The organism is Pseudomonas izuensis (assembly GCF_009861505.1).
In the GTDB taxonomy this organism is placed as follows: domain Bacteria; phylum Pseudomonadota; class Gammaproteobacteria; order Pseudomonadales; family Pseudomonadaceae; genus Aquipseudomonas; species Aquipseudomonas izuensis.
The window spans coordinates 298047-321510 of record NZ_WTFT01000011.1 but is presented as its reverse complement, the minus strand read 5'-3'; the positions used below and the strand labels follow the sequence as shown (position 1 = coordinate 321510).

Genomic DNA, 23464 nt, shown 5'->3' with positions numbered 1-23464 from the left:
GATCGCTGAATATTGGCCGATTCATCATGACTCAGGAAAGGATTCCCCCGAGCGATGCTCAGGCCATGGCTCTGACGCTTGGGACAAATACGCGCTGATAAAAGACGCGAGTTCTCATTCCGTGACGGTTCGACGACAGCGTGTCGCCCGACTAACAAGCCCAGGTAGATGGCGAATAATGACTTCCAAAAATAATCCGGCCACCGCGGTATCCGACCTGACCTTGAGCCCAGCGGCGAACAGCCCTGCCCCTATAGCGTCGAAGCCATTACTCCCGTCACGCCCGCTGGCGACCCAGCAATACCTGTACTACACCGAAACCAACACCGACCGCATCCTCGACAATCTCGACGGCCTGCGCGACATGGTGTTCCCGCGCCCACCGCACCTGGAAGGCGACAACGAGCAGCATAGCGATCAGGAATTCCCGTCGGTCTGCCTGATCGGCCTGGGCCGCTGCGGTTCGAACATCGCGCTGGATGTTGCGGAACTGGTGTACAACGCCCGCAAGTTCTACCTCAACGAATTCAACAGCGAAGACCGCCTCTCGCCGGATAAACGCTATGCCGAAAAAGGCTACAGCCCGGCACAGTGGATTCGCAACAATTTGCGCCTGATGCCGAACAAGGCCACCAAACCGGTGTTCCTGGTCGAACCGCTGGTGATGCTCGGCGACCTGGACAAAGACATTGCCGGTCGAATCCGCTTCTCGCGCAAGGGTGAAAAAAGCGGGTTCCTGCGCGACTACAGCAAAATGAAAATCATGGACTTGTCGGAAGTCCACGCCGGTGGCGCCGGTAACGCGCCGATCCTTGGCCAATACCTGGCCAAGATTATCCTGAACAAGGACACCCAGCGTTTTTCCAGCCCTGACTGGAAGATGATTCACTCGTACCTGATCGACAGCTGCGGCATCAAGGCCAATCAATCACGCCTGTACTTCTCGATCTTCAGCGCCGGCGGCGGTACCGGCTCGGGCATGGCCTCGGAGTTCGGCCTGGCCCAGCAGCACTCGTATATGAACAAGACGTTCGACACCAAGCCGATGGACGAGCACGACGGCAAGAGCGGTCACTCCTTCGTTTTCGAGCCGATTTTCACCAGCGGTATCTGCGTCCTGCCGAACATTTCCGATCACCGCAGTGAAATGTCCGAAGCGTTGCATATCAACGCCGGTCGCCTGCTGTGCAAATACCTGTCGGAAGAGTGGGACTTCTCCTACAACTTCGCCAACGAAGACAGCAGCGAAGCCAGCGTCATGGGCCGTATCCGCCCCTGGAACGCGATGATGCTGATCTCCAACGACATCATGCGTTACGCCGAAGAAAGCGACGATGGCAACATCCAGAACATTGATGTCAATGCCATGGAAAAGCACGCCAACCAATACATCTCGCAGCAGATTTTCAACATTCTGACAGCGCAAGCGGTCACGACCGACTACGACCAGAACTATTTCCGGCGCGCCGGCATCGACATCGGCGAAACCATTCGCCTTGATGCCAACGACCTGTTCATGAGCCTGGCCGGCCCTGTGGCGATCGCCTACGCCGAGTCCGTGGTCCCGGAAAGCCCGGCGCCGACCAACGACAAGTTCAAGGTGTTCGAGAAAGAGCCGCAGCGCCTGAACATCGACGATCTGTTCTTCCGCTCCATCGACCTGCCGCATTTCAACAAGGTCACACAGGCCATCGAAGGCATCAGCCTGCTGCCGATCGAGTCCAAGCGCTATCGCGCGTCGCTGGAGCAGTACAAGAACTCCGGCTACGACGCCGCAGCCCTGCACGACCTGCACTTCTTCAAGAACTGTTCGTCGGTGGTGTCGATCGTTTCCCTGCCGAAGGACTACAAGCTGTCCTACATGGACCTGAACCGGTTGAAGACCCACCTCAACAACCTGTTCCCCAACACCACGCTTAAGCGTTATGCGCTGGTGATCGGCGCCTCGGCCAACCTGTCGCTGACCACCCTGATCGCCAAGAGCCCGTGCCTGTCGGACGACTTCCTGACGCTGATCGTGGCCTTCATCAAGCGTTGCTTCGCCCGCAGCCCGTACCGCTTCGACGAAACCCTGGACAACTCGATGCTGGACTTCATCATCAATGAAGATTTCGACGAAGAGCGCATCGACGACTTGCTCAACGAGTTCGAAAACCCGGCGAAGATCCTCGATACCAACTGGTATGCGATCAAACCGATGTACGAGAAGAAATATCGCGAGCTGATCAACGACAAGGACAAGTTCGTCTCGATCAACGACATTCGCCTGTCTCGGGATTGTGTGAAGAAAGCGATCAAGTACCTGCGCGAGATCTACCGTCATCGCATTGGCAAGACCAAGGTTATTTCGCTGAATAACCATACGGGCAAGACCTATTCGGCCTGACTCAAGACCGAGCCGCCCCAAAATCGCTGGCAAGCCAGCTCCCACAGGTTCCGGTGACGCTCACAGAATGTGTGTTCGATACCGATCACTGTGGGAGCTGGCTTGCCAGCGATGGCGGCCTTCGACTCAACAAAATCCACATCGAGAAACAATTGAGCAGCCCTCAGGCCGCTCACTCAACTGTTCCCGTTACGTTTACGTCACCGTGAAGCTGTGGCCTTTCTCTACGGCAACCTGCCATCACGCTACTCGGCTACACACTTTTGCTCGGTAGCGACGCGCACCAGACAGGTGCACGCATTCAAGGCTTTGCTCTTTCCTGGATCATGATCCACGGCGAAACCACCACCGCCCACAACTCCGGATCACGCTCGAAAAGATCCAGCGCCCTCGTTTCAGACAGCTTGGCGACCTTGTCGGCGGCCAACCAGGCAGCCACTTTCTCGCCATCGTCCGTGGCCATTGCCTCGGCTGCGGCGATCAAATCCAGACCAGGGTCGACCCACAATAGGGCACCCTTGGCAAAGAACGGTTCCAATTCTTTCCAGGTAATAGATGCGGTTTCACCAAGCAGCTTGGCATAGAGGGTGCTAGGTTCTTCAATCATGGGTGCGGTCCGGAAAAGAAATCGACGCAATCATAACGTCGGTGGTCCGGCAGAAAAACCCAGATGCAATTTGAGTCACTGAATGAAAAGAGCAGGAAAGCCAAGGAATGCACGGAAACTGGCTATAAGCCCGTCAAAACCCCGCCGCAATTCTGTCTTTTTCTTTCAAAAAAGCGACACGCCCAAGTTTTGTCCCCCGGCGCCAGCTTCCCAGGCTGACAATCGGCGCTCTACACTGTACCGGTACAGTTGCCGAGGGGCTTTTCCGGGGAATGTCGTAGATACTGACCCGGTTCTGCTGCCGACGGCGCCAGGACTATAAAAACTACAACAGTAAGAGTGGAGCACTATGACTAAGGCTACTAAGCAGATTTCCAAACTGTTTGCCGCTATGGTTCTGGCCGGGGTTGCCAGCCATTCGTTCGCAGCTGACACCATCAAGATCGGCATCGCCGGCCCTAAAACCGGCCCTGTAGCCCAATACGGCGACATGCAGTTCAGTGGCGCCAAAATGGCCATCGAACAGATCAACGCCAAAGGCGGCGTAGACGGCAAGAAACTCGAAGCCGTTGAATACGATGACGCCTGTGATCCTAAGCAAGCGGTAGCGGTCGCGAACAAAGTCGTCAACGACGGCGTGAAATTCGTGGTCGGTCACCTGTGCTCCAGCTCCACCCAACCGGCTTCGGACATCTACGAAGACGAAGGCGTCGTGATGATCACCCCGGCTGCCACCAGCCCGGACATCACCAATCGTGGTTACAAAATGGTGTTCCGCACCATCGGCCTGGACAGCGCCCAAGGCCCTGCCGCCGGTAACTACATTGCCGATCACGTAAAACCGAAAATCGTTGCTGTCCTGCACGACAAACAGCAATACGGTGAAGGCATCGCCACCGCCGTGAAGAAAACCCTGGAAGGCAAAGGCGTCAAGGTTGCCGTGTTCGAAGGCATCAACGCCGGCGACAAAGACTTCTCTTCCATGATCTCCAAGCTCAAACAAGCCAACGTCGACTTCGTCTACTACGGCGGCTACCACCCGGAGCTGGGCCTGATCCTGCGTCAATCCCAGGAAAAAGGCCTGAAAGCCAAGTTCATGGGTCCGGAAGGCGTGGGTAACGACTCCATTTCGCAGATCGCCAAGGACGCTTCCGAAGGCCTGCTGGTGACCCTGCCGAAATCCTTCGACCAGGATCCGGCCAACCAGAAGCTGGCTGAAGACTTCAAAGCCAAGAAAGAAGACCCGAGCGGTCCGTTCGTGTTCCCGGCCTACTCGGCTGTGGAAGTGATCGCCGAAGGCATCAAGGCTGCCAAGTCGGAAGACTCCGCCAAAGTGGCTGAAGCCATCCACAAAGGCACCTTCAAGACCCCGACCGGCGACCTGAGCTTCGACGAAAAAGGCGACTTGAAAGACTTCAAATTCGTGGTTTACGAGTGGCACTTCGGCAAACCAAAAACTGAAGCTTCGCCTCAGTAAGGCGCTGCCTGACTGACTGCCAATAAAGCCCACGGCGTGCCGTGGGCTTTGTTTTACGAACGTATTGGGCCGCGCTGGCGTGATCCGCTAGTCTCCCCACCTGAAAATCTCAAAACCGTCATCAGCGGTTCGCTGGCAAACCCCGAATTCGAAGTGGATGCAGATCCACGGGGCTCGGGCGGGAAAATGACTCCACCAGTGAAATGCGTATCAGGTTTTTAGGAGCGCTGTAATGCCTGACATCTATCACTTCTTCCAACAGCTGGTTAATGGTCTGACCATTGGCAGCACGTATGCCCTGATCGCCATCGGCTATACGATGGTTTACGGCATCATTGGAATGATCAACTTCGCCCACGGCGAGGTGTACATGATCGGCTCCTACGTGGCGTTCATCGCCATCGCCGGGCTGGCCATGCTGGGACTCGACAGTGTTCCGCTGTTGATGACCGCCGCTTTCCTGGCGACTATCGTCGTCACCAGTGCCTACGGCTACAGCATCGAACGGATTGCCTACCGCCCCTTGCGCGGCAGCAACCGTCTGATTCCGCTGATTTCCGCCATCGGCATGTCGATCTTCCTGCAGAACACGGTTCTGTTGGCGCAAGACTCCAAGGACAAATCCATTCCCAACCTGATCCCGGGCAACTTTGCCATCGGGCCAGGTGGCGCACATGAAGTGCTGATTTCCTACATGCAAATCGTGGTGTTCGTGGTGACCCTGGTCGCCATGCTCGGCCTGACGCTGTTCATCTCCCGCTCTCGCCTGGGTCGCGCCTGCCGCGCCTGTGCCGAAGACATCAAGATGGCCAACCTGCTGGGTATCAACACCAACAACATCATCGCCCTGACCTTCGTCATCGGTGCCGCCCTGGCGGCCATCGCGGCCGTGCTGCTGAGCATGCAATACGGCGTGATCAACCCGAACGCCGGTTTCCTGGTCGGCCTCAAGGCCTTCACCGCAGCGGTACTGGGCGGTATCGGCAGTATTCCGGGGGCCATGCTCGGCGGGATCGTGCTTGGGGTGGCGGAAGCCTTCGGTGCCGATATCTTCGGCGACCAGTACAAGGACGTCGTGGCGTTCGGCCTGCTGGTTCTGGTGTTGTTGTTCCGGCCAACCGGCCTGCTGGGCCGTCCGGAGGTTGAGAAAGTATGACTAGGAATCTTAAACAGGCGTTGTTCAGCGCCTTGCTGGTGTGGGCCGTGGCCTACCCGGTATTGGGTCTGAAGCTGACCATCGTCGGCATCAACCTCGAAGTCCATGGCACCAGCGACGCCACGTTGATCACCATCGCCGTGTGCTCGGTGCTGATGTTCCTGCGGGTACTGTTCGACCAGCAGATCAGCGCGGCCTGGAAATCCTCGCCCAACCTGCCGGTCATGCCGGCCAAGGCCAGTAACTTCCTGACCCTGCCAACCACCCAGCGCTGGATCATCATTGCGTTGATCATCGGTGCTTTGGTCTGGCCGTTCTTCGGCTCCCGTGGTGCGGTGGATATCGCCACGCTGGTACTGATCTACGTGATGCTCGGCCTGGGCCTGAACATCGTGGTCGGTCTGGCCGGCCTGCTCGACCTCGGTTATGTCGGCTTCTATGCCGTCGGCGCCTACAGTTATGCACTGCTGTCGCATTACTACGGCCTGAGCTTCTGGATCTGCCTGCCGATCGCCGGCCTGATGGCGGCCACTTTCGGCTTCCTGCTCGGCTTCCCGGTCCTGCGCCTGCGTGGCGACTACCTGGCGATCGTGACCCTGGGCTTCGGTGAAATCATCCGTCTGTTCCTGCGTAACCTGACCGGCCTCACGGGGGGTCCGAACGGCATCAGCAACATCGAGAAACCGACGTTCTTCGGCCTGACTTTCGAACGTAAAGCCGCTGAAGGCTTGCAGACGTTCCACGAGTACTTCGGCCTGGAATACAACTCGATCAACAAGGTGATTTTCCTTTACCTGGTGGCCTTGTTCCTGGCCCTGTTCGCGCTGTTTGTCATCAACCGTTTGCTGCGCATGCCCCTGGGTCGTGCCTGGGAAGCGCTGCGTGAAGATGAAATCGCCTGCCGTGCGCTGGGTCTGAACCCGACGATCATCAAGCTTTCGGCCTTCACCCTGGGTGCGTGCTTCGCCGGTTTCGCCGGCAGCTTCTTCGCCGCGCGTCAGGGTCTGGTGACACCGGAATCCTTCACCTTCATCGAGTCGGCGACCATTCTGGCCATCGTTGTCCTGGGCGGCATGGGCTCGCAACTGGGCGTGGTGCTCGCGGCCGTGGTGATGATCCTGCTGCCGGAAATGATGCGTGAGTTCAGTGAGTACCGCATGTTGATGTTCGGTGCCTTGATGGTACTGATGATGATCTGGCGCCCTCAGGGTCTGCTGCCCATGCAACGTCCTCACATGGAGCTGCGCAAATGAGCCGCGAGATCCTTAAAGTAGAAAACCTGAGCATGCGCTTCGGCGGCTTGCTGGCGGTCAACGGCGTTGCCTTGAGCGTGAAAGAGAAACAGGTGGTTGCCTTGATCGGCCCCAACGGCGCCGGCAAGACCACCGTGTTCAACTGCCTGACCGGCTTCTACAAGCCGAGCGGCGGCAGCATCCTGCTGGACGGCGAGCCGATCGAAGGCCTGCCGGGCCACAAGATCGCCCTCAAAGGCGTGGTACGCACCTTCCAGAACGTGCGGCTGTTCAAGGACATGACCGCGGTCGAGAACCTCTTGATCGCCCAGCATCGTCACCTGAACACCAACTTCCTGTCCGGTCTGTTCAAGACCCCGTCGTTCCGCAGAAGCGAACGCGAGGCCATGGAGTACGCCGAGTACTGGCTGGAAAAGGTTCACCTCAAGGAGTTCGCCAACCGCCCGGCCGGCACCCTGGCCTACGGTCAGCAACGACGCCTGGAAATCGCCCGCTGCATGATGACCCGCCCGCGGATCCTCATGCTCGACGAACCGGCCGCCGGCCTGAACCCGAAGGAAACCGAAGACCTGAAGGCGCTGATCAGCGTGTTGCGTGAAGAGCACAATGTCACTGTGCTGTTGATCGAACACGACATGAAACTGGTCATGAGCATTTCCGACCACATCGTCGTGATCAACCAGGGCACGCCGCTGGCCGACGGTACGCCGGAACAGATCCGCGATAATCCTGAAGTGATCAAAGCCTACCTGGGGGAAGCGTAAATGCTGCAGTTCGAAAACGTTTCCACCTTCTACGGCAAGATCCAGGCGCTTCACAGCGTCAACGTCGAAGTCCGCCAGGGCGAAATCGTGACCCTGATCGGCGCCAACGGTGCCGGCAAGTCCACGCTGTTGATGACCCTGTGCGGTTCGCCACGGGCCCACAGCGGCAGCATCCGCTACATGGGTGAGGAACTGGTTGGCCAGGACTCCTCGCAGATCATGCGCAAGAGCATCGCCGTGGTTCCCGAAGGACGTCGGGTGTTTGCCCGCCTGACCGTGGAAGAAAACCTCTCCATGGGCGGTTTCTTCACCGCGAAAGGCGACTATCAGGAACAGATGGACAAGGTCCTCGGACTTTTCCCACGCCTGAAAGAACGTTTCAATCAGCGCGGCGGCACCATGTCCGGCGGCGAACAGCAAATGCTCGCCATCGGCCGTGCACTGATGAGCAAGCCCAAGCTGCTGCTGCTCGACGAACCGTCGCTGGGCCTGGCACCGATCATCATCCAGCAGATCTTCGACATCATCGAACAACTGCGCAAGGACGGTGTAACGGTGTTCCTGGTCGAGCAGAACGCCAACCAGGCGCTGAAAATCGCTGACCGAGCCTATGTTCTGGAGAACGGCCGCGTCGTGATGACAGGCACCGGTGAAGCGCTGCTGACCGATCCGAAAGTGCGTGACGCGTACCTCGGTGGCTAAGCCTTTGCGGTAAACAAAAAAACGGCCTTCGGGCCGTTTTTTTATGCCTCGTCAAAGCCCCCTGTAGGAGCGAGCTTGCTCGCGAAAAACGTAAGAACGCCACGTTGATCCAGACAGTCCTCGTTATCGTTTACGTCCATCGCGAGCAAGCTCGCTCCTACAGCCGATCCAGCGCCTCCCCACTGCGCTTGAACCACCCCATCAAGTAATCCGCCAGCACCTGCGTGCGTTTCGGCAACCCGCCCTGATACGGATGCACCAGGTACATGGGCATGCTCCGGGTCTGATAATCACGCAGGAGCCAACGCAAACGCCCGTCAGCCAATTCCATCGGCAACAGGTAGGACGGCAAACGGGCAATGCCGGCGCCGGCCAGTGCAGCCTTCTTCAGCAAGCTGTAATGGTTGCTGGCAAACGGTCCGGACACCCGTACTCGCAACAATTCGTGTTGCTGGTGATAGAGCCATTCTTCGCGACCGCTGTAATGGCTGTTGAGCAGGCATCGGTGCTCGATCAACGCCTGGGGTGTCTGCGGTTCACCGAACTGCTCCAGATAGGCCGGGCTGGCGCAGGTCATTTCGTGCCACGCCAACAGCGGGCGCGCCACCAGTCTCTGGTCATTGGCTACGTCGGAGCGGATCGCCAGATCGAAACCGTCGCGGGACAGTTCTCGGTAACTGTTATTGAGCTCCAGCTCGATCTGCACTTCGGGGTATTTGGCCGAGAATTCCAACAGCAAGCCATCGAAGAAGGTTTCCCCCAGTGATACCGGAACCGTCATACGCACCGGGCCCGCCATATCGTCCTTCAGCCGCGCCAACGCCTGACGTGCTCTCTCCACTTGCACTACGAGTGCTTGCGCCTGCGGCAACAACGCCGCGCCAGCCGCCGTCAGGCTCAAGCGGCGCGTGGTGCGTTGCAGCAACACCACCGAAAACTGCGTTTCCAGTTGGCTGATGCGTTTGGACAGTTGTCCCTTGCTGCACCCGAGTTGCTGCGCAGCCAAGGTAAAACTGCCCGCTTCGACTAGCACAGCGAACGCCGCGAGATCATCCATTTCACTCATGGATTGTTTCCATTTGAAAACCAAAGGTTGCCTATTAGCGCGCTTATCAGTGGAAAAAACCACACTAAACTGAAGCCACATTCAATCCCGTGGAGGAACGGCAACATGAAGATTCTTTTGATCGGCGCAGGCGGCACCATCGGTTCGGCAATCGACAAGGAACTGTCCCAACGCCACGAAATCGTCCGCATCGGCCGCAACAGCGGTGATTTCCAGGTGGACATCAGCGACAGCGCCTCGATTCGCAAACTGTTCGAGCAGACCGGCAAGTTCGATGCACTGATCTGCGCCGCCGGCAACGTGACCTTCGCCCCACTGGCTGAAATGACCGAAGAGAGTTTTGCCCTGGGCCTGAAAGACAAGCTGATGGGCCAGGTCAACCTGCTGCTGATTGGCCGCGAATTCGCCAATGACGGCGCGTCGTTCACCTTCACCACTGGCGTACTCAGCCACGACCCTATCCTCAGCGGCGCCTCGGCAGCACTGGTCAACGGTGCGCTGGACAGCTTCGTTCGTGCAGCAGCCATCGAATTGCCACGTGGATTGCGGGTGAACTCGATCAGCCCGAACGTACTGGTCGAAGCCATGGGCAAATACGCACCCTACTTCCGTGGTTTCAAACCGGTTCCGGCAGCCGATGTGGCATTGGCCTACGCCAAGAGTGTCGAAGGCTTGCAGACCGGTCAGACCTTTCACATCTGACAAACCACGCCTCCTGTAGGAGCGAGCTCGCTCGCGATGGCCGTTAACGATGGCGAGGGCAATCTGAAGAACGCGGCGCCTTCAGGTTTTTCGCGAGCCAGCTCGCTCCTACAGTGGGATTGACACCCGTCGGCAGGGTTGTGATGAACGGTCAGTCTGAGTAACGTGGCGGCACTTGTCAGGAGACCCCAAGATGCGCGCTGCCCGTTCCTTAGTCCTTGTTGCCCTGCTTCCGTTATTTGCCGCATGCCAGTTGTTCGACGGCGCGCGTGAAAGCGCTTCCCATGTCGGCCAGACCCGCATGCAAGGCCAGTTGAGCGCCGCCGACGGCAAGCTGTTGTTCCAGCCGTGCGGCGAGCAACGTCGTTATGCAGTCAATGACACGGGCGGCACAAGCATCCTGCAACAAGCCGCAAGCCTTGCCGATGCCCAGGGCAAACTGTTTGCCGATGTGCGCGGCCGGATCGTTTCCGGCTCCGGTGACGGGCAACTCGACCTCGAACAGCTGTACCGCGTCGAGCGCTCGGGCAACGCCTGTGACGATCCCAACTTCAAACTGCTGATTCTGCGCGCTGCCGGCCATGCTCCCGAGTGGAGCGTGAGAGTCAGCGGTAAAGGCATGGTCATCGACCGCGCCGGCCAGCCGCCATTGGCGGTGCCCTACGTCGAAGAGCAACTGGGCGATGGCCGCTTCAATCTCAGCACCGAAGCCAATAATCAGCACATCGAACTGTGGGTCGCACCGCAACGTTGCGTCGACAGCGGCACCGGCAGCATCCAGCACATGAGTGCCGAACTGCGAATCGACGGCCAGGTACAACGCGGTTGCGGGTATTTCGGCGGATCGCGCGACGACTGATCGTTTAGGCCTCACGGGACCGGTTCATTGCGGCTTATAATCGCCGGCTTCAAACGCCCTGGCGCAGTTATGCGCCCCGCGAACCGGATCCCGCCATGTTACGAATCACCGAACTCAAGTTGCCGATCGATCATCCCGATGAAGACCTGCGTCCTGCCATCGTGCAGCGCCTGGGCATCGCCAGCGATGACTTGCTCGACTTCACCTTGTTCAAGCGCAGCTACGATGCGCGTAAAAAATCTTCCGAGCTGTGCTTCATCTACACCATCGACCTCAACGTTCGCGACGAGGCCTCGGTGCTGCACAAGTTCGCCGATGACCGTAACGTCAACGTGGCGCCGGATGTCAGCTACAAAATGGTCGGCCAGGCGCCGGCCGACCTAGGCTCGCGCCCGGTCGTCGTCGGCTTCGGACCCTGCGGCATTTTCGCCGGCCTGCTGCTGGCGCAAATGGGCTTCAAGCCGATCATCCTCGAGCGCGGCCCGGATGTGCGTCAGCGCACCAAGGACACCTGGGGTCTATGGCGTAAAAGCGTGCTCAACCCCGAGTCGAACGTGCAATTCGGCGAAGGCGGCGCGGGGACATTCTCCGACGGCAAGCTCTACAGCCAGATCAAGGACCCGAAATTCCTGGGCCGCAAAGTCCTGCACGAGTTCGTCAAGGCCGGCGCGCCGGAAGAAATCCTCTACGTCAGCAAACCGCACATCGGTACGTTCCGCTTGACCGGTGTCGTGGAAAACATGCGTGAAGAAATCCGCGCCCTCGGCGGTGAAGTGCGCTTCCAGCAGCGGGTCACCGACGTGCTGATCGAAGACGGGCAACTGGTCGGCGTCGAACTCCACGGCGGCGAGCAGATCCATTCGAAACACGTGATCCTGGCCCTCGGCCACAGTGCCCGGGACACTTTCCGTATGCTCCACGGCCGGGGCGTGTACATGGAGGCCAAACCGTTCTCGGTGGGTTTCCGTATCGAGCACCCGCAGTCGCTGATCGACCGCGCGCGCCTGGGCAAGTACGCCGGCCACCCGAAACTGGGTGCCGCCGATTACAAACTGGTGCACCACGCCAAGAACGGTCGCTCGGTCTACAGCTTCTGCATGTGCCCGGGCGGCACCGTGGTGGCGGCGACGTCCGAGCCGAACCGCGTAGTCACCAACGGCATGAGCCAGTACTCGCGTAACGAACGCAATGCCAACTCCGGCATCGTGGTCGGCATTACCCCGGAGGTTGACTATCCGGGCGGTCCGCTGGCGGGTATCGAGTTGCAGGAACGCCTGGAGTCCCACGCCTACGTCTTGGGCGGCAGCAACTACGAAGCACCGGCGCAACTGGTCGGCGACTTTATCGCCGGCAAGCCGTCCACCGAACTGGGCAGCGTTGAACCGTCCTACAAGCCGGGCGTTGCCCTGGGCGACCTGGCGCTGGCTTTGCCGGCCTTTGCCATCGAAGCCATTCGCGAAGCCTTGCCGGCGTTCGAGAAGCAGATTCGCGGTTACTCGCTGCACGATGCGGTGTTGACCGGGATCGAGACCCGCACCTCTTCGCCACTGCGGATCACCCGCAACGAATCGCTGCAGAGCCTGAACGTAAAGGGCTTGTTCCCAGCGGGTGAAGGCGCGGGTTACGCCGGGGGGATCTTGTCGGCGGGTGTCGACGGGATTCGGATTGCGGAAGCGGTGGCCCGGGACATCCTCGGCCTGGAGGCTTAACCCAACCCCCTGTAGGAGCTGGCTTGCCGGCGAAGACGGCCTGGAGAAAGTCGTATTGGCGAGGGCCCCTTCGCTGGCAAGCCAGCTCCTACAGATTCCTTGTTCGGCGTTAGATATTGGCGCGCAACACGCTGGCCGGCAGCGCCACGCCCTGTTCGACACTTGCAGCCACCACCGCCATCAACCCGCTCAACTCATACCCCTCGGCCTTGAGCCATTTCTGATCGTAATACGTCGTGGCATAGCGCTCGCCGCTGTCGCACAGGATCGCCACGATTGATCCCGTCTCCCCCGCCGCCGCCATTTGCTGCGCCGCCATCAGTGCGCCAATCAGGTTGGTTCCGCTCGAACCGCCAACATGTCGTCCCAATCGCTCGGCCAGGTAGTGCATGGCCGCCAGTGACAACGCGTCCGGCACCTTGACCATCGCGTCGATCACCTTGGGCAGGAACGACGCCTCCACCCGTGGCCGGCCAATGCCTTCGATTCGCGAACCATGATCCAGGCGCAGGCTGGCATTGCCGGTCTGGTAGTAATCGAAGAACACCGAACGCTCGGCATCGGCACACAGTACGCGGGTGCAATGTTGGCGGTAGCGCACGTAACGCCCCAGGGTGGCCGTGGTGCCGCCGGTGCCCGGGCTGGAGATCAGCCAGCTTGGTTCCGGATACTTTTCGAAACGCATCTGCTGGAAAATCGATTCGGCAATGTTGTTGTTCGCCCGCCAGTCGGTGGCACGTTCGGCGTAGGTGAACTGGTCGATGTAATGCCCATCATGTTCTCGCGCCAGTCGTTCGGACTCGGCGTAAATCTGCGTCGGATCATCGACCAGATGGGTCTGGCCACCGTAGAACGCAATCTGTGCGATTTTTTCCTTGGACGTGCTGGCCGGCACCACCGCAATGAACGGGACGCCCAGCAACCGGGCGAAATACGCTTCGGAAATCGCCGTCGAACCGCTGGAGGCTTCGATCACCGGCGCACCGGGTTTGAGCCAGCCGTTACACAACGCATACAGGAACAACGAACGGGCCAAACGATGCTTGAGGCTGCCGGTGGGATGGCTGGATTCATCCTTGAAGTACAACTCGATGCCCGGGAAACCCGGCAGCGGCAAGGGGATCAGGTGGGTGTCGGCGCTGCGCTGGAAGTCGGCTTCGATGATCCGGATGGCTTCGCGGGCCCACTGGCGGTTGTCGCTCATAGTTGATGATCTCGTTGAATCGGGCAGGAGTCTGGCTCAATCAACAAGCTTAGGAAAAATCCTACATCGCGCACAGGTACAGCTGCGGTCCAATACGCCCGGCAACTGCTAGGCTCAGGTCCGTTCGTGGAAAGCGGCTTGTAACGACATATAACAAAAAAGAATATAACTTTTGTTTTAACTTCTAAGGGTACGGGTTAGGGTGTCCCACCTTTTTGAACTCATCGATGGAGAGCGACTTTGCCTCTGCGTAGCACTTTCACGCGTTTCTTTCAGTTGGAAGCTGCCAGCGGTCTGTTATTGATCGCCGCAGCCATTCTGGCTTTGATCATCAATAATTCCTCGCTGTCGTGGCTGTACAACGGCCTGCTGGACACGCCCGTGGTGGCCCAGGTCGGCGCATTGAAGATCGCCAAGCCGCTGCTGCTGTGGATCAACGACGGCCTGATGGCCCTGTTCTTTCTGTTGATCGGCCTGGAAGTGAAGCGCGAAGTCCTCGACGGACAGCTGTCCAAGCCTTCGCAAATCGTCCTGCCCGGCGCGGCCGCCATTGGTGGCATGGTGGTACCGGCACTGATCTACTGGTTCCTCAACCGTGACAACCCGCCGGCGCTTGGCGGCTGGGCGATCCCGACCGCCACCGACATCGCCTTCGCGCTCGGTGTGCTGGCACTGCTGGGTAAACGGGTTCCCGTGTCGCTGAAACTGTTCCTGATGACCCTGGCGATCATCGACGACCTCGGCGCGATCATCATCATCGCGATCTTCTATTCCGGTGCGCTGTCGACCCTTTCCCTGGCGCTGGCCGCGGCCTGCATCGCGGCGCTGATCGGCATGAACCGAATCGGCGTGGTCAAGCTCGGGCCGTACATGATCATTGGCCTGATCCTCTGGGTCTGCGTACTCAAGAGTGGTGTGCACGCCACGCTGGCGGGCGTGACCCTGGCTTTCTGCATTCCCCTGCGCACGAAAAACGCCGAATCGTCGCCCTTGCTAACCCTGGAGCACGCCCTCCATCCATGGGTGGCCTACGGCATTCTGCCGCTGTTTGCCTTCGCCAACGCCGGCCTGTCCCTGAGCGGTGTAACCGTCGAGAGCTTCACCCATCACGTGCCGATGGGCATTGCGGTGGGCCTCCTGCTAGGCAAGACCCTCGGCGTGTTCGGCCTGACCTGGCTGGCGGTAAAAACCGGCATCGCCGCCCTGCCCCAAGGCGCCAACTGGGGTCAGGTACTGGGCGTGGCGATCCTCTGCGGTATCGGTTTCACCATGAGCCTGTTCGTCGGTTCCCTGGCCTTCGTCCCGGGCGCCAGCGAATACGCCGGAATGGACCGGATGGGGATTCTGACCGGTTCGATACTGGCAGCGTTGATCGGTTATGCGGTGACGGCGGCGGCGAGTCGCAAAAACACGGCCCTACCATCCTGAGCATCAGAGACAATTCCCAAGGTCATTATCGACCCGTCCTACAGCCACAAAGTGTCCCGTTCGTTAACGTCGCGCAGCCCCTATCCGGGGCTGCCGATGGACGAACACACAAGGACTGACAGTGGCTCGCAACAAGCACATTCCCCAGGTTAGAAACCCACCCTCCGGTGATGGGCATCACGTCACCTACCGCCCTATAACGGCCCGCGAACTGGCCGAGCGCGAAGCCCGGCAAAAAGAACACGAGGCCATGCTCGCCAGGCAAGACGCATACATGCGCAAGCGCCAGCTTGGCGAGGTCGAACAAAAAACGGTTCAAGCGGGATGCGTCTTCGCCAAGTCCTGCAAGCTGCCAGACGCGGTCATCAACTATTCGAACCCCTCGGGCATGGTGCCCACCGACAGCCTCGAGGACTACGGTGAAATCGCCTGGCTCGGTGCTCGCGAGGTGGACGATGGCGGACTGCTGAATCTGCAAACGATCAGCGGTTCGACTCTTTCGCTGGGTGTCGGCCGACTGGCACTGCGCTCTCCAGCCATGCAGGTCATGCCAGCCATCGGCGCTGCGGCAAGCGCTGCCTTGGCCGGCCTGGTCGCCGTGTTCTGGACACCCAGCCTGGGCGACAGCGCCCTCTACTCCGAAGACCAACTGCGCGCCCTCAAACAGGCCCGCACCCGCGTGCGCCTGCAAATCGAACAACAGGCGGATGGCAGTCTGAAGGGCTACGGCTTCTACACCGGCAACAACCGCGATTGGGAAATGGTCGATGTCGTGCAGATCGCGATGCGCGGCAGCCAGTACGTTGCCGACCTCGGTGAAGGCATCGAACTGATCTGGACCCCGGCCGTCGACGGCGCCGACATCCTCGGCATCCCCAAACCGGAAGCCGCCCCGCAAGCGCCGCATATCTGGGTTTTTCCGCCGACTAAGCAAGCTGACGCCATCATCGTGAATCCGATTTATCCGCCTGAGTACAGGGATTTCATTCTTGTGTTTCCGGTGGGGTCGGGGGTGCGGCCGGTTTATGTTGTGGTAAGTGTGCCTCATCGTAACTACCACCAAAAACCTGACTTTCTCTCTGGTTTTCCCGACGCTCGATGGGCTGCTCCCAAAACGCCAATAAAAGGAGGTGGTGGACTACGACCTCGTTGGAAGGACAGAAACGGCATAATTTACGAATGGGACTTTCGACACGGTGCTGTTGAAAAATACACCAAACGAGGAAAACACCTTGGCGAGTTCAATTACGAAACAGGCGTTCAGACCAAGCCCGCAGATCCGACCCGAAAGGTAGAACCATGAGACATCGAATTATGGGAGTTAAGAGTGGAGAAGACTTTCCTTTGTATGAAAAGCAGATACCTATCGCGACAGCAGAACTGAAAGTGATTATGGGTTGGATCGAAGAGGAAGAAATCCTGCATGATTACAGACTTACCGAGCACCAGATCCTCGACATTGAAAAAGCGTGCTCTTTGGATCTGCCCAAAAATCTTGATTTGTATTTGACTTCAAACAATTAGGGTTCAGAAGAAAAAACCCCGACCAGTCACCTGATCGGGGTTTTCTTTTACCCGTATTCGCGCTTAGTGCGAAACGCGGCTGGTCCCGTCAACAGAGGAGATCCGCACACGCTCACCCACACGGAACACTTCGTTTGGCTGCACTTGTTGCACGTAGGCACGCATGCTGCCGTCGTCTTCGCGTACGGTAATTTCTACACCTTGGGTACGGGTCAGGCCTTCTTCGGCCGCTGAGCCCACCAGGCCGCCGGCGACTGCGCCGATGACCGCGGCGACGATGCTGCCTTTACCGCCACCGATGGCGCTACCGCCGACACCGCCGACGACAGCACCCGCGGCGCCGCCGATTGGGGTTTTGGTGCCTTCGATTTTCACTGGGCGCAATGCTTCGATGGTGCCCATGCGAACGGTCTGCACGCGACGCGCTTCGTCACGGGAGTAGGAGTCACCGGTCAGGCTCGATTGGCAGCCGGAGAGCAACATCGCCATCGTGGAAAAGGAAGCAACCAGCAGAACAGACTTACGCATAGCATCAACTCCAAAGGACAAGTAATCATTAAACTCCGCAGCTTGATGCCTGTCACGGCATCGCCCGGATAAAATTGCTTTGATTCAGGACATGTACAGGGTACAGGTACCTTCACGAATTCATCACACGGTAGCGGCAAATCATGCAATTTGCGCCGTTGGCACAGGAATTTCATGGATTACTTTATCATTGTCGTCACGACTGTTGCCGGCCTGTATTTCCACGGGTGGCTGTACGTGAGGATCAGACGCTGGATGGATCGAGATTTGGCGTTGGCGCTGGCCGGGGGCGATGAGTGCAAAAAAGCGTTCATGCTCCAGCAACTGGCGAACGCTCGAGCGCAAAAGATCAAGCGTCGAGACTTGCCGCAATGGCTGGAAGCCGCTGCGGCAGGTTATCCCGACCGGTAGGCTGTTTCAGGGTGCCAGACGCTCAAGGATCCAGTCGGCGCCCTGCAAACGATAGTTGAGGCGATCATGCAGGCGGCTCGGACGGCCTTGCCAGAACTCGATGCGCTCCGGCAACAGGCGATAACCACCCCAGTGTTCGGGGCAGTGAGGCTGGGAGTCGCTGAAACGTTGCTCGGTATCCTTGAGCAGCCCTTCCAGCTCGGCGCGATCGGCAATCACCCGGCTCTGCGGTGAGGCCCATGCACCGATTCGACTGCCCAACGGACGAACCTGATAGTAAGCGTCAGACTCTTCAGGCGTTACCTTCACCACCCGCCCTTCGATGCGCACCTGGCGTTCCAGGGACGGCCAGAAAAAGGTCATGGCCGCGAAGGGATTCGCGGCCAGTTGCTGCCCCTTGGCGCTGTCGTAGTTGGTGAAGAAGGTAAAGCCCTGGGCATCCAGGCCCTTGAGCAGCAGGATGCGGCAATGCGGTCGACCGTCCTGATCGACAGTGGCCAAGGTCATGGCGTTGGCTTCCACCGGTGCCTGCTCGGTTTTCACCGCGTCGGCGAACCATTGGTGGAACAGCGCGAACGGTTCGGCCGGGGCTTGCGCCTCGGTCAGGCCGTCACGGGTGTAATCGCGGCGCATATCGGCCAGTGCCTTGGTCATGACGCATTCCTTTTGGTTAACGAATCACTGCTTTGTAGTATCGGCGGTGACTTTTTTGGTGTCGACAGCGGCTTTGGCCGGTGCAGTCTTTTTCGCTGGTGTCGCGGTTTTAGCCGGCGTTTTCTTGGCTGGAGCCTTGGCCGCTTTCTTGGCCGGCGCTTTTTTCGCCACCGGAGCTGCCGCTTTCTTCGCATCGGCCGGAGCCGGGGTCACAGGCTTGGCAACCGGCTTGGCATCCTGGGCTGCGACCATGTGCACAGGCGCCGGGGCCGGCATGTTGTACTTGCTCAGCAATGCGACCATGGTGTTTTGCGGGGTCACCAGCAGTTCCACGCGACGGTTCAAGGCGCGTCCTTCAACGCTGTCATTGGCGGCACGCGGGGCTTCACCGCCCATACCGCGCAGCATCAGGCGATCACGCTGCAGACCGCTAAGACGGAAGATCGCGGCCACGGCTTGTGCACGCTCCTGGCTCAGCTTCACGTTGGCCGGTGCGGAACCCGAGGTATCGCTATGGCCGAGCACCAACACCGCCGTTTTAGGGTCGGCTTCAAGGATTTTCGCCACGCGGGTGAACGGGCCGAGCGTGACCGGCAGCAGCATGGCCGGGCGGTCCGGGTTGAACGAACCTTCGACGGGCGCCGTCACCACCAGCACGTTTTCACGGCGTTCCAGTTGCAGGTTGCTGTCCTTGATCGCCGTGCGCAGACGTGGTTCGTAGTCATCGAGCCAAGCCTGGGTCACTTTCGGGTCCGGCATCGGTACAGCTTTGGCAGCGGGTTGATCTTTGCCGCCGAACGGCCACCACCACTTGCCGCCGCTCTCGGCGTCAGCCTTGGCCACCGGAGCGGTCGCTACTGGCTTCAAAGGTGCCGGAGCGGGCTCCTTGGTCGCGACTTTGTCAGAGGAACTGAACGGCCACCAGCTGCCGCCGTCCGCATCACTTTTCGGATTCTGCGCGCAACCGGTGATAGCGAAGCACAGTGCCAAGGCGAGGGTTGGTTTGGTTGACATGGGATATCCACAAAAATGAAGTCAAAAAATAAACAGGCCGGTCAGGCCTGCATAAACAGATGATTTGAAACTGAAAAGGCTTTCGGGTTCCGGACCTGGGACCTTTGAGCGGGATTTACAGACAAGTGGCCAGTACCCGCACAAGCTTTTGTGCGCGCGGATCCATCAAGACGTACGGCCCCAGTGTATTTGTCACAAAACCGAAAGCCACATCGTGCTCAGGGTCAGCAAAACCGATAGAGCCACCTGCGCCCGGATGACCGAATGCGCGCGGGCCAAGACCGAAAGTAGCATTGGGTACATCCGGCTGATCGAGCATGCAGCCCAGGCCGAATCGGGTCCGGGTCAGCAAGGTCTTGTCCTCGCCCAGGCTGTGCTCGCGGGTCAACTCGTCGAGCATTTCCCCTTCCAGCAGGCTGCCATCGAGCAGACCGGCGTAAAACCCGGCCAGGCTGCGGGCATTGCCGTGGCCATTGGCCGCCGGTTGCTGCATGCGCCGCCATTCCGGTTTGTTGGTGCTGGTCAGCACCGATGGGGGGTTGGTGAAGGCGCGGGTGGTCATGGCGGTCGGCTCGCGCATTGTCACTTGCAGCAAGCGTTGAGCCGCGGCATCGCCGACGTTGCCCTTGCCGCGGGCGATGTGCGCCACACGATAAAATTCTTCATCGGCCAGGCCGACGTGGAAATCCAGCCCCAAAGGCTTGGCCACCCGGGCCACGATGGATTCACCCGGCCCGCGACCGTCGGCACGCCGCAGCAACTCGCCGATCAGCCAGCCATAAGTAATCGCCGCATAGCCGTGGCCTTCACCCGGCGTCCACCAGGGGGCTTCGGCCGCCAGGGCATCGACCATGGTTTGCCAGTTGTATAGCGCCTCGGGAGCCAGCAATTCGCGCAACGCCGGCAGACCGGCCTGATGGCAGAGCAGTTGGCGCAGGGTTACGGATTCTTTACCGGCCGCGGCGAACTCTGGCCAGTAGCGGGCAACCGGGGCATCCAGTTGCAGCTTGCCTTCGGCCACCAGTTGCAGGGCGGTGACGGCGGTGAAGGTTTTGGTGCAGGAGAACAGGTTCGCGATGGTGTCGCTGTGCCAGGCCTCGGCGCCGTCCTTGTCGGCGGTGCCGGACCACAGGTCGAGTACGGTTTCGCCGCCGATGCGGATGCACAACGCCGCACCACGCTCCTGAGGATCGTCGAACAGCGCGGCAAACGCCTCACGCACAGCCTCGAATCTAAGCTCGTAATGACCCTGAATCTGCACCCGTAACTCCCCGGATAAACGCTCGACAAAGTGGCCCGCATTGTTCCAGCCCTTGAGGGTTTTGGGAACAGGGGCGGGCCGGGCGGTAAATCGCTCTCGGAAATGATCAGTTTTTTTGGGTGTCTGTACCGACGCCTTCGCGAGCGGGCTCGCTCCCACAATGGTTCGGCGTAAAGCCTGTGGGAGCGAGCCTGCTCGCGATGAACGATGACGCGGTGTCAGGTCTTAGTGGCCTTTACCCGAATGCCCACCCGCATTCCCGGTGCCCTTCCCCGGTCCTTTGCCGGCCTCGGCCTTGCGACCGCCCTCGGTGTTGTGACTGGTTTCAGCGCCCGCCTTCTGCGCTTCTTTGCTCAACTGATCGACGGCTGCCAGGTTGCTCTTGCGCACGCTGTCGACAAAGCCCTGGAATGGCAGATCGGTTATGCCCACCAGACCGAAGTGGCCGTTTTCGCCATCCTGCAGACGTCCGGTCACCGGTTGATCGAGGTATTGGAACCAGTGCACGCCGACGATCGACGGTTCGCTCAGCGCCTGTTTGAGGAAGTTCCCATAGGCCGGGCCACGGTCTTCTTCCTTCGGCAGTTGCGTCACGCCACCCCAGAACGGACCGCGATCGGTCGAGCCGAAATTGAACTCGGTGATCAGCACCGGTTTGTCGAGGCTGCGCAATTGGGCGAAGTCATAACCGTCCTGTGGTTGCAAGGTGTACATGTTGAAGCTCAACACATCGCAATACTGGGCGCAGGATTCAACAGCTTCCGGGGTGCTGACGGCAAAGCGGCCACCGAGCAACAACTGGTTCGGCGCGTGCCACTTGAGCGAATCGGAAATGGTTTTGAAGTAGGTGTCGGCGAAGACCTTCTGGAAGTATTTGAAGTCGGCTTCGATTTCCGGGTGTTCGGCGCTTGGCAGCGGCGGCACGAAACCGGGGTCTTCCATCAATTCCCAGGCCGGCAGATCAATACCCCAGGCTTTGGAAAGGCCTGCCTGGTTACGGTATTTGTCACGCAACTGCTTGAGGAACGCGCGTTTGGCCGGTACGTCGGTGGTCATTTTCAACGTGCCGTAGGCCAGGGCGTAGCGGGCTTTCGGATCGTCGCCAGGGCCGGCCCAGGCCAGCTCGTTGTCGGCGAAATAACCGATCAGCCAGGGATCGTCGCGATGGTCGCGGGCGGCGATGGCCACGGCGCGTTCGGTGGCCATGGCGAAACGCGGGTCGAACGGATCGGGCATGGCGCCCCACCAGTCGTTGCCGGTACTGATGCTGGCGTAATCGCCAACGATCGACAGCGGCAAGGTGTACGGCACGCGCTCGGCGTCGCCCAGTGCCGGGGCGCTCCAGTTACCGACCGTGTTGAAACCCCAGGCTTGAAGGCGGTCGAGGGTGTGGCTGGCCCAGCGTTGCTCATCGAAGGTTGCCTTGCAGGGTACTGCCGGCGTTTGCTCAGCCGCTTTCGCCACCGTCGCGTCGACGGCGCCGGTCTTCGCCGCTTCGGCGACGCCGGATTCAGCAGTCGAAGGCACAATCGGTTGCTCGGCGGCTTTCTCTGCCGTTGCCTGTACCGCGTCAGCCTTGGCCGCCTCGGCAACACCGGCCTTTGTATTGCTGCCCAGCGCACAAGGGTCACCGTACAGACGCTGCAGGTTAGCGCCATAGAAGTCGTACCAACGACCGAAATTGAAGCCCCGTCCCTGATCGACGCCGTTGCCGCCCCGGTTATCCCCTTCACCGAAGTGATTGGCCAGCGGCTCGTCGGCCTTAGGCAGGGATTCGAACATCCATTCGCGTCCGGCGGTATAGGTCTGATTGACGTCCGCAGCGACAGTGTTGATCCCCAGCGAATAGAACGGGTGCCCTTGCGGCGTGACCAGATACCAACGGCCATCGCGCTTTTCTGTACGGAAAAAACCACTGGCCTTGAACGCCGGGCCTTGCGTCCAGCCACCGAACTTGTCCAGCGACGACTTCTCGCGCTCGGCCAGCCAGGCTTTGAGCTGTTGTTGCTCCTTGGCGGCCGCGCCTTTCAGTTGTTCATCACTGCTGATTTTTTCCGGCCATTTGGCCCGGGCCGATTGCCCGTACGCATCCACCAGGCCGCCGTAAACGGTGTGGGTCATGGCCTCGCCGTCCTGCACGCCGAATCGCTCCAGCAGAATGCTCTGGGCGGCTTTCGGCTGATCCATCCATACGCTGACCGACACCACCTGGCTGCGGTCCAGCTCACCGGCGCTGCTGGCCAGCAGGATGCGCTGGCCATCGACCGTCATCGGCATCGGTGGCCCGGCCTTCATCCCCTGGCTCAGCGGCGAGGTCGGCTGCAATGGCACCAGCAGGGTTTGCGCGGGGCCGGCGGGCAGGTCGACACGACTGACCAGTGTCTTGCCATCGTTACTCTGGAGGGTCACGTACAAGGTCACGGCCCAGTTCATTGCACTCTGGATCCGCAGGCTCATGACACCCGATTGCGACCAGTCCCAGACCCCGGCCTGCGGGCTCAGGCGCAGCGTCGGCCGGGCGACCGGGTTGAACGTCACCCGACGCAGCACTTCGCCTTCCGCGGTTTGCTCGGCATTGGATTGCGGCAGGCTGGCATCTTGTGTCGCCACCTGGACCACATCGGCGGGGCGCACAAAGTTGAACAGCGTCTGCTGGGCTACAGGGGCAGCCAGCAAGGGCGTTGCGGACAACAGGGCAAAAACGGCAGGTAACGAACGGCGCAGCGAACGGCGAATCATGAGAACGAAATTCTCCCTAA

General features: G+C 59.7%; 21 protein-coding genes. 13 read left to right on the top strand and 8 right to left on the bottom strand.

Features of this window, described 5'->3' with window-relative positions; all coding sequences use genetic code 11:
• Window positions 1-178 precede the first annotated feature (178 nt).
• The gene (locus GPL81_RS11920) at window positions 179-2386 is read left to right on the top strand and encodes a hypothetical protein (protein ID WP_160106859.1); all 2208 of its coding nucleotides are present in this window, start codon (window positions 179-181) and stop codon (window positions 2384-2386) included.
• Window positions 2387-2687: 301 nt separating this feature from the next.
• Here the strand turns inward: GPL81_RS11920 and GPL81_RS11915 are convergent, their stop codons facing one another.
• On the bottom strand, window positions 2688-2993 hold the full coding sequence (locus tag GPL81_RS11915; protein WP_160106858.1) for a DUF2288 domain-containing protein: 306 nt from the start codon (window positions 2991-2993) through the stop codon (window positions 2688-2690).
• Between the two features lie 349 nt (window positions 2994-3342).
• On the opposite strand from GPL81_RS11915, the gene GPL81_RS11910 reads away from it, so the two are divergent.
• From GPL81_RS11910 to GPL81_RS11890, 5 genes are all read left to right on the top strand, one after another.
• Window positions 3343-4470 carry a branched-chain amino acid ABC transporter substrate-binding protein gene (locus GPL81_RS11910; RefSeq protein WP_160106857.1) on the top strand — a complete coding sequence of 376 codons (1128 nt, stop codon included), beginning with the start codon at window positions 3343-3345 and terminating at the stop codon, window positions 4468-4470.
• 232 nt (window positions 4471-4702) lie between these two features.
• Complete coding sequence (gene livH, locus GPL81_RS11905) at window positions 4703-5626, top strand: high-affinity branched-chain amino acid ABC transporter permease LivH (protein ID WP_084321765.1); 924 nt, start codon at window positions 4703-4705, stop codon at window positions 5624-5626.
• Window positions 5623-6879 (top strand): high-affinity branched-chain amino acid ABC transporter permease LivM, encoded by a 1257-nt coding sequence (locus GPL81_RS11900; protein ID WP_096513085.1) that lies wholly within the window; start codon window positions 5623-5625, stop codon window positions 6877-6879. Before livH ends, GPL81_RS11900 begins: the two co-directional genes overlap by 4 nt.
• On the top strand, window positions 6876-7643 hold the full coding sequence (gene livG / locus GPL81_RS11895) for a high-affinity branched-chain amino acid ABC transporter ATP-binding protein LivG (protein ID WP_096513086.1): 768 nt from the start codon (window positions 6876-6878) through the stop codon (window positions 7641-7643). Before GPL81_RS11900 ends, livG begins: the two co-directional genes overlap by 4 nt.
• Complete coding sequence (locus GPL81_RS11890; protein WP_096513087.1) at window positions 7644-8345, top strand: ABC transporter ATP-binding protein; 702 nt, start codon at window positions 7644-7646, stop codon at window positions 8343-8345. It begins immediately after the preceding gene.
• A 157-nt stretch (window positions 8346-8502) separates the two neighbouring features.
• Here GPL81_RS11890 and GPL81_RS11885 read toward each other — a convergent pair whose 3' ends face one another.
• Window positions 8503-9411: a LysR family transcriptional regulator gene (locus GPL81_RS11885; protein WP_160106856.1), complete on the bottom strand. Its 909-nt coding sequence runs from the start codon at window positions 9409-9411 to the stop codon at window positions 8503-8505.
• Window positions 9412-9516: 105 nt separating this feature from the next.
• Here GPL81_RS11885 and GPL81_RS11880 point away from each other — a divergent pair, with 105 nt between their 5' ends.
• From GPL81_RS11880 to GPL81_RS11870, 3 genes are all read left to right on the top strand, one after another.
• Window positions 9517-10113, top strand: a complete 597-nt coding sequence (locus tag GPL81_RS11880; protein WP_160106855.1) for a short chain dehydrogenase — start codon at window positions 9517-9519, stop codon at window positions 10111-10113.
• Window positions 10114-10306: 193 nt separating this feature from the next.
• The gene (locus tag GPL81_RS11875) at window positions 10307-10972 is read left to right on the top strand and encodes a COG3650 family protein (RefSeq protein ID WP_160106854.1); all 666 of its coding nucleotides are present in this window, start codon (window positions 10307-10309) and stop codon (window positions 10970-10972) included.
• Between the two features lie 95 nt (window positions 10973-11067).
• A complete protein-coding gene (locus GPL81_RS11870) occupies window positions 11068-12681 on the top strand; it encodes an NAD(P)/FAD-dependent oxidoreductase (protein WP_160106853.1) in 1614 nt (537 codons plus the stop codon).
• A 109-nt stretch (window positions 12682-12790) separates the two neighbouring features.
• On the opposite strand, the gene GPL81_RS11865 is transcribed toward GPL81_RS11870, so the two are convergent.
• Window positions 12791-13885, bottom strand: coding sequence for a PLP-dependent cysteine synthase family protein (locus GPL81_RS11865; protein WP_096513093.1), 1095 nt, complete (start codon window positions 13883-13885; stop codon window positions 12791-12793).
• A gap of 240 nt (window positions 13886-14125) precedes the next feature.
• Between GPL81_RS11865 and nhaA the strand changes: the two genes are divergently transcribed.
• The 3 genes from nhaA to GPL81_RS11850 all read left to right on the top strand — a co-directional run bounded on the left by nhaA (window position 14126) and on the right by GPL81_RS11850 (window position 16837).
• Window positions 14126-15313 carry a Na+/H+ antiporter NhaA gene (gene nhaA, locus GPL81_RS11860; protein WP_160106852.1) on the top strand — a complete coding sequence of 396 codons (1188 nt, stop codon included), beginning with the start codon at window positions 14126-14128 and terminating at the stop codon, window positions 15311-15313.
• Window positions 15314-15434: 121 nt separating this feature from the next.
• The gene (locus GPL81_RS11855; RefSeq protein WP_160106851.1) at window positions 15435-16616 is read left to right on the top strand and encodes a colicin E3/pyocin S6 family cytotoxin; all 1182 of its coding nucleotides are present in this window, start codon (window positions 15435-15437) and stop codon (window positions 16614-16616) included.
• The gene (locus GPL81_RS11850; protein WP_160106850.1) at window positions 16613-16837 is read left to right on the top strand and encodes a hypothetical protein; all 225 of its coding nucleotides are present in this window, start codon (window positions 16613-16615) and stop codon (window positions 16835-16837) included. The genes GPL81_RS11855 and GPL81_RS11850 overlap by 4 nt, the downstream gene beginning before the upstream one ends.
• Window positions 16838-16900: 63 nt before the next feature.
• Here GPL81_RS11850 and GPL81_RS11845 read toward each other — a convergent pair whose 3' ends face one another.
• Entirely contained in the window at window positions 16901-17365 is a 465-nt protein-coding gene (locus GPL81_RS11845) for an outer membrane lipoprotein (RefSeq protein ID WP_160106849.1), read from the bottom strand.
• A gap of 174 nt (window positions 17366-17539) precedes the next feature.
• On the opposite strand from GPL81_RS11845, the gene GPL81_RS11840 reads away from it, so the two are divergent.
• On the top strand, window positions 17540-17776 hold the full coding sequence (locus tag GPL81_RS11840; RefSeq protein WP_121103623.1) for a hypothetical protein: 237 nt from the start codon (window positions 17540-17542) through the stop codon (window positions 17774-17776).
• A 6-nt stretch (window positions 17777-17782) separates the two neighbouring features.
• On the opposite strand, the gene pdxH is transcribed toward GPL81_RS11840, so the two are convergent.
• The 4 genes from pdxH to GPL81_RS11820 all read right to left on the bottom strand — a co-directional run bounded on the left by pdxH (window position 17783) and on the right by GPL81_RS11820 (window position 23444).
• On the bottom strand, window positions 17783-18430 hold the full coding sequence (gene pdxH / locus GPL81_RS11835) for a pyridoxamine 5'-phosphate oxidase (protein WP_160106848.1): 648 nt from the start codon (window positions 18428-18430) through the stop codon (window positions 17783-17785).
• A gap of 24 nt (window positions 18431-18454) precedes the next feature.
• A complete protein-coding gene (locus GPL81_RS11830; protein WP_160106847.1) occupies window positions 18455-19444 on the bottom strand; it encodes an OmpA family protein in 990 nt (329 codons plus the stop codon).
• A gap of 115 nt (window positions 19445-19559) precedes the next feature.
• Window positions 19560-20705: a serine hydrolase domain-containing protein gene (locus GPL81_RS11825; protein WP_160106846.1), complete on the bottom strand. Its 1146-nt coding sequence runs from the start codon at window positions 20703-20705 to the stop codon at window positions 19560-19562.
• A gap of 225 nt (window positions 20706-20930) precedes the next feature.
• On the bottom strand, window positions 20931-23444 hold the full coding sequence (locus GPL81_RS11820) for a beta-galactosidase (RefSeq protein ID WP_160106845.1): 2514 nt from the start codon (window positions 23442-23444) through the stop codon (window positions 20931-20933).
• Window positions 23445-23464: the final 20 nt, after the last annotated feature.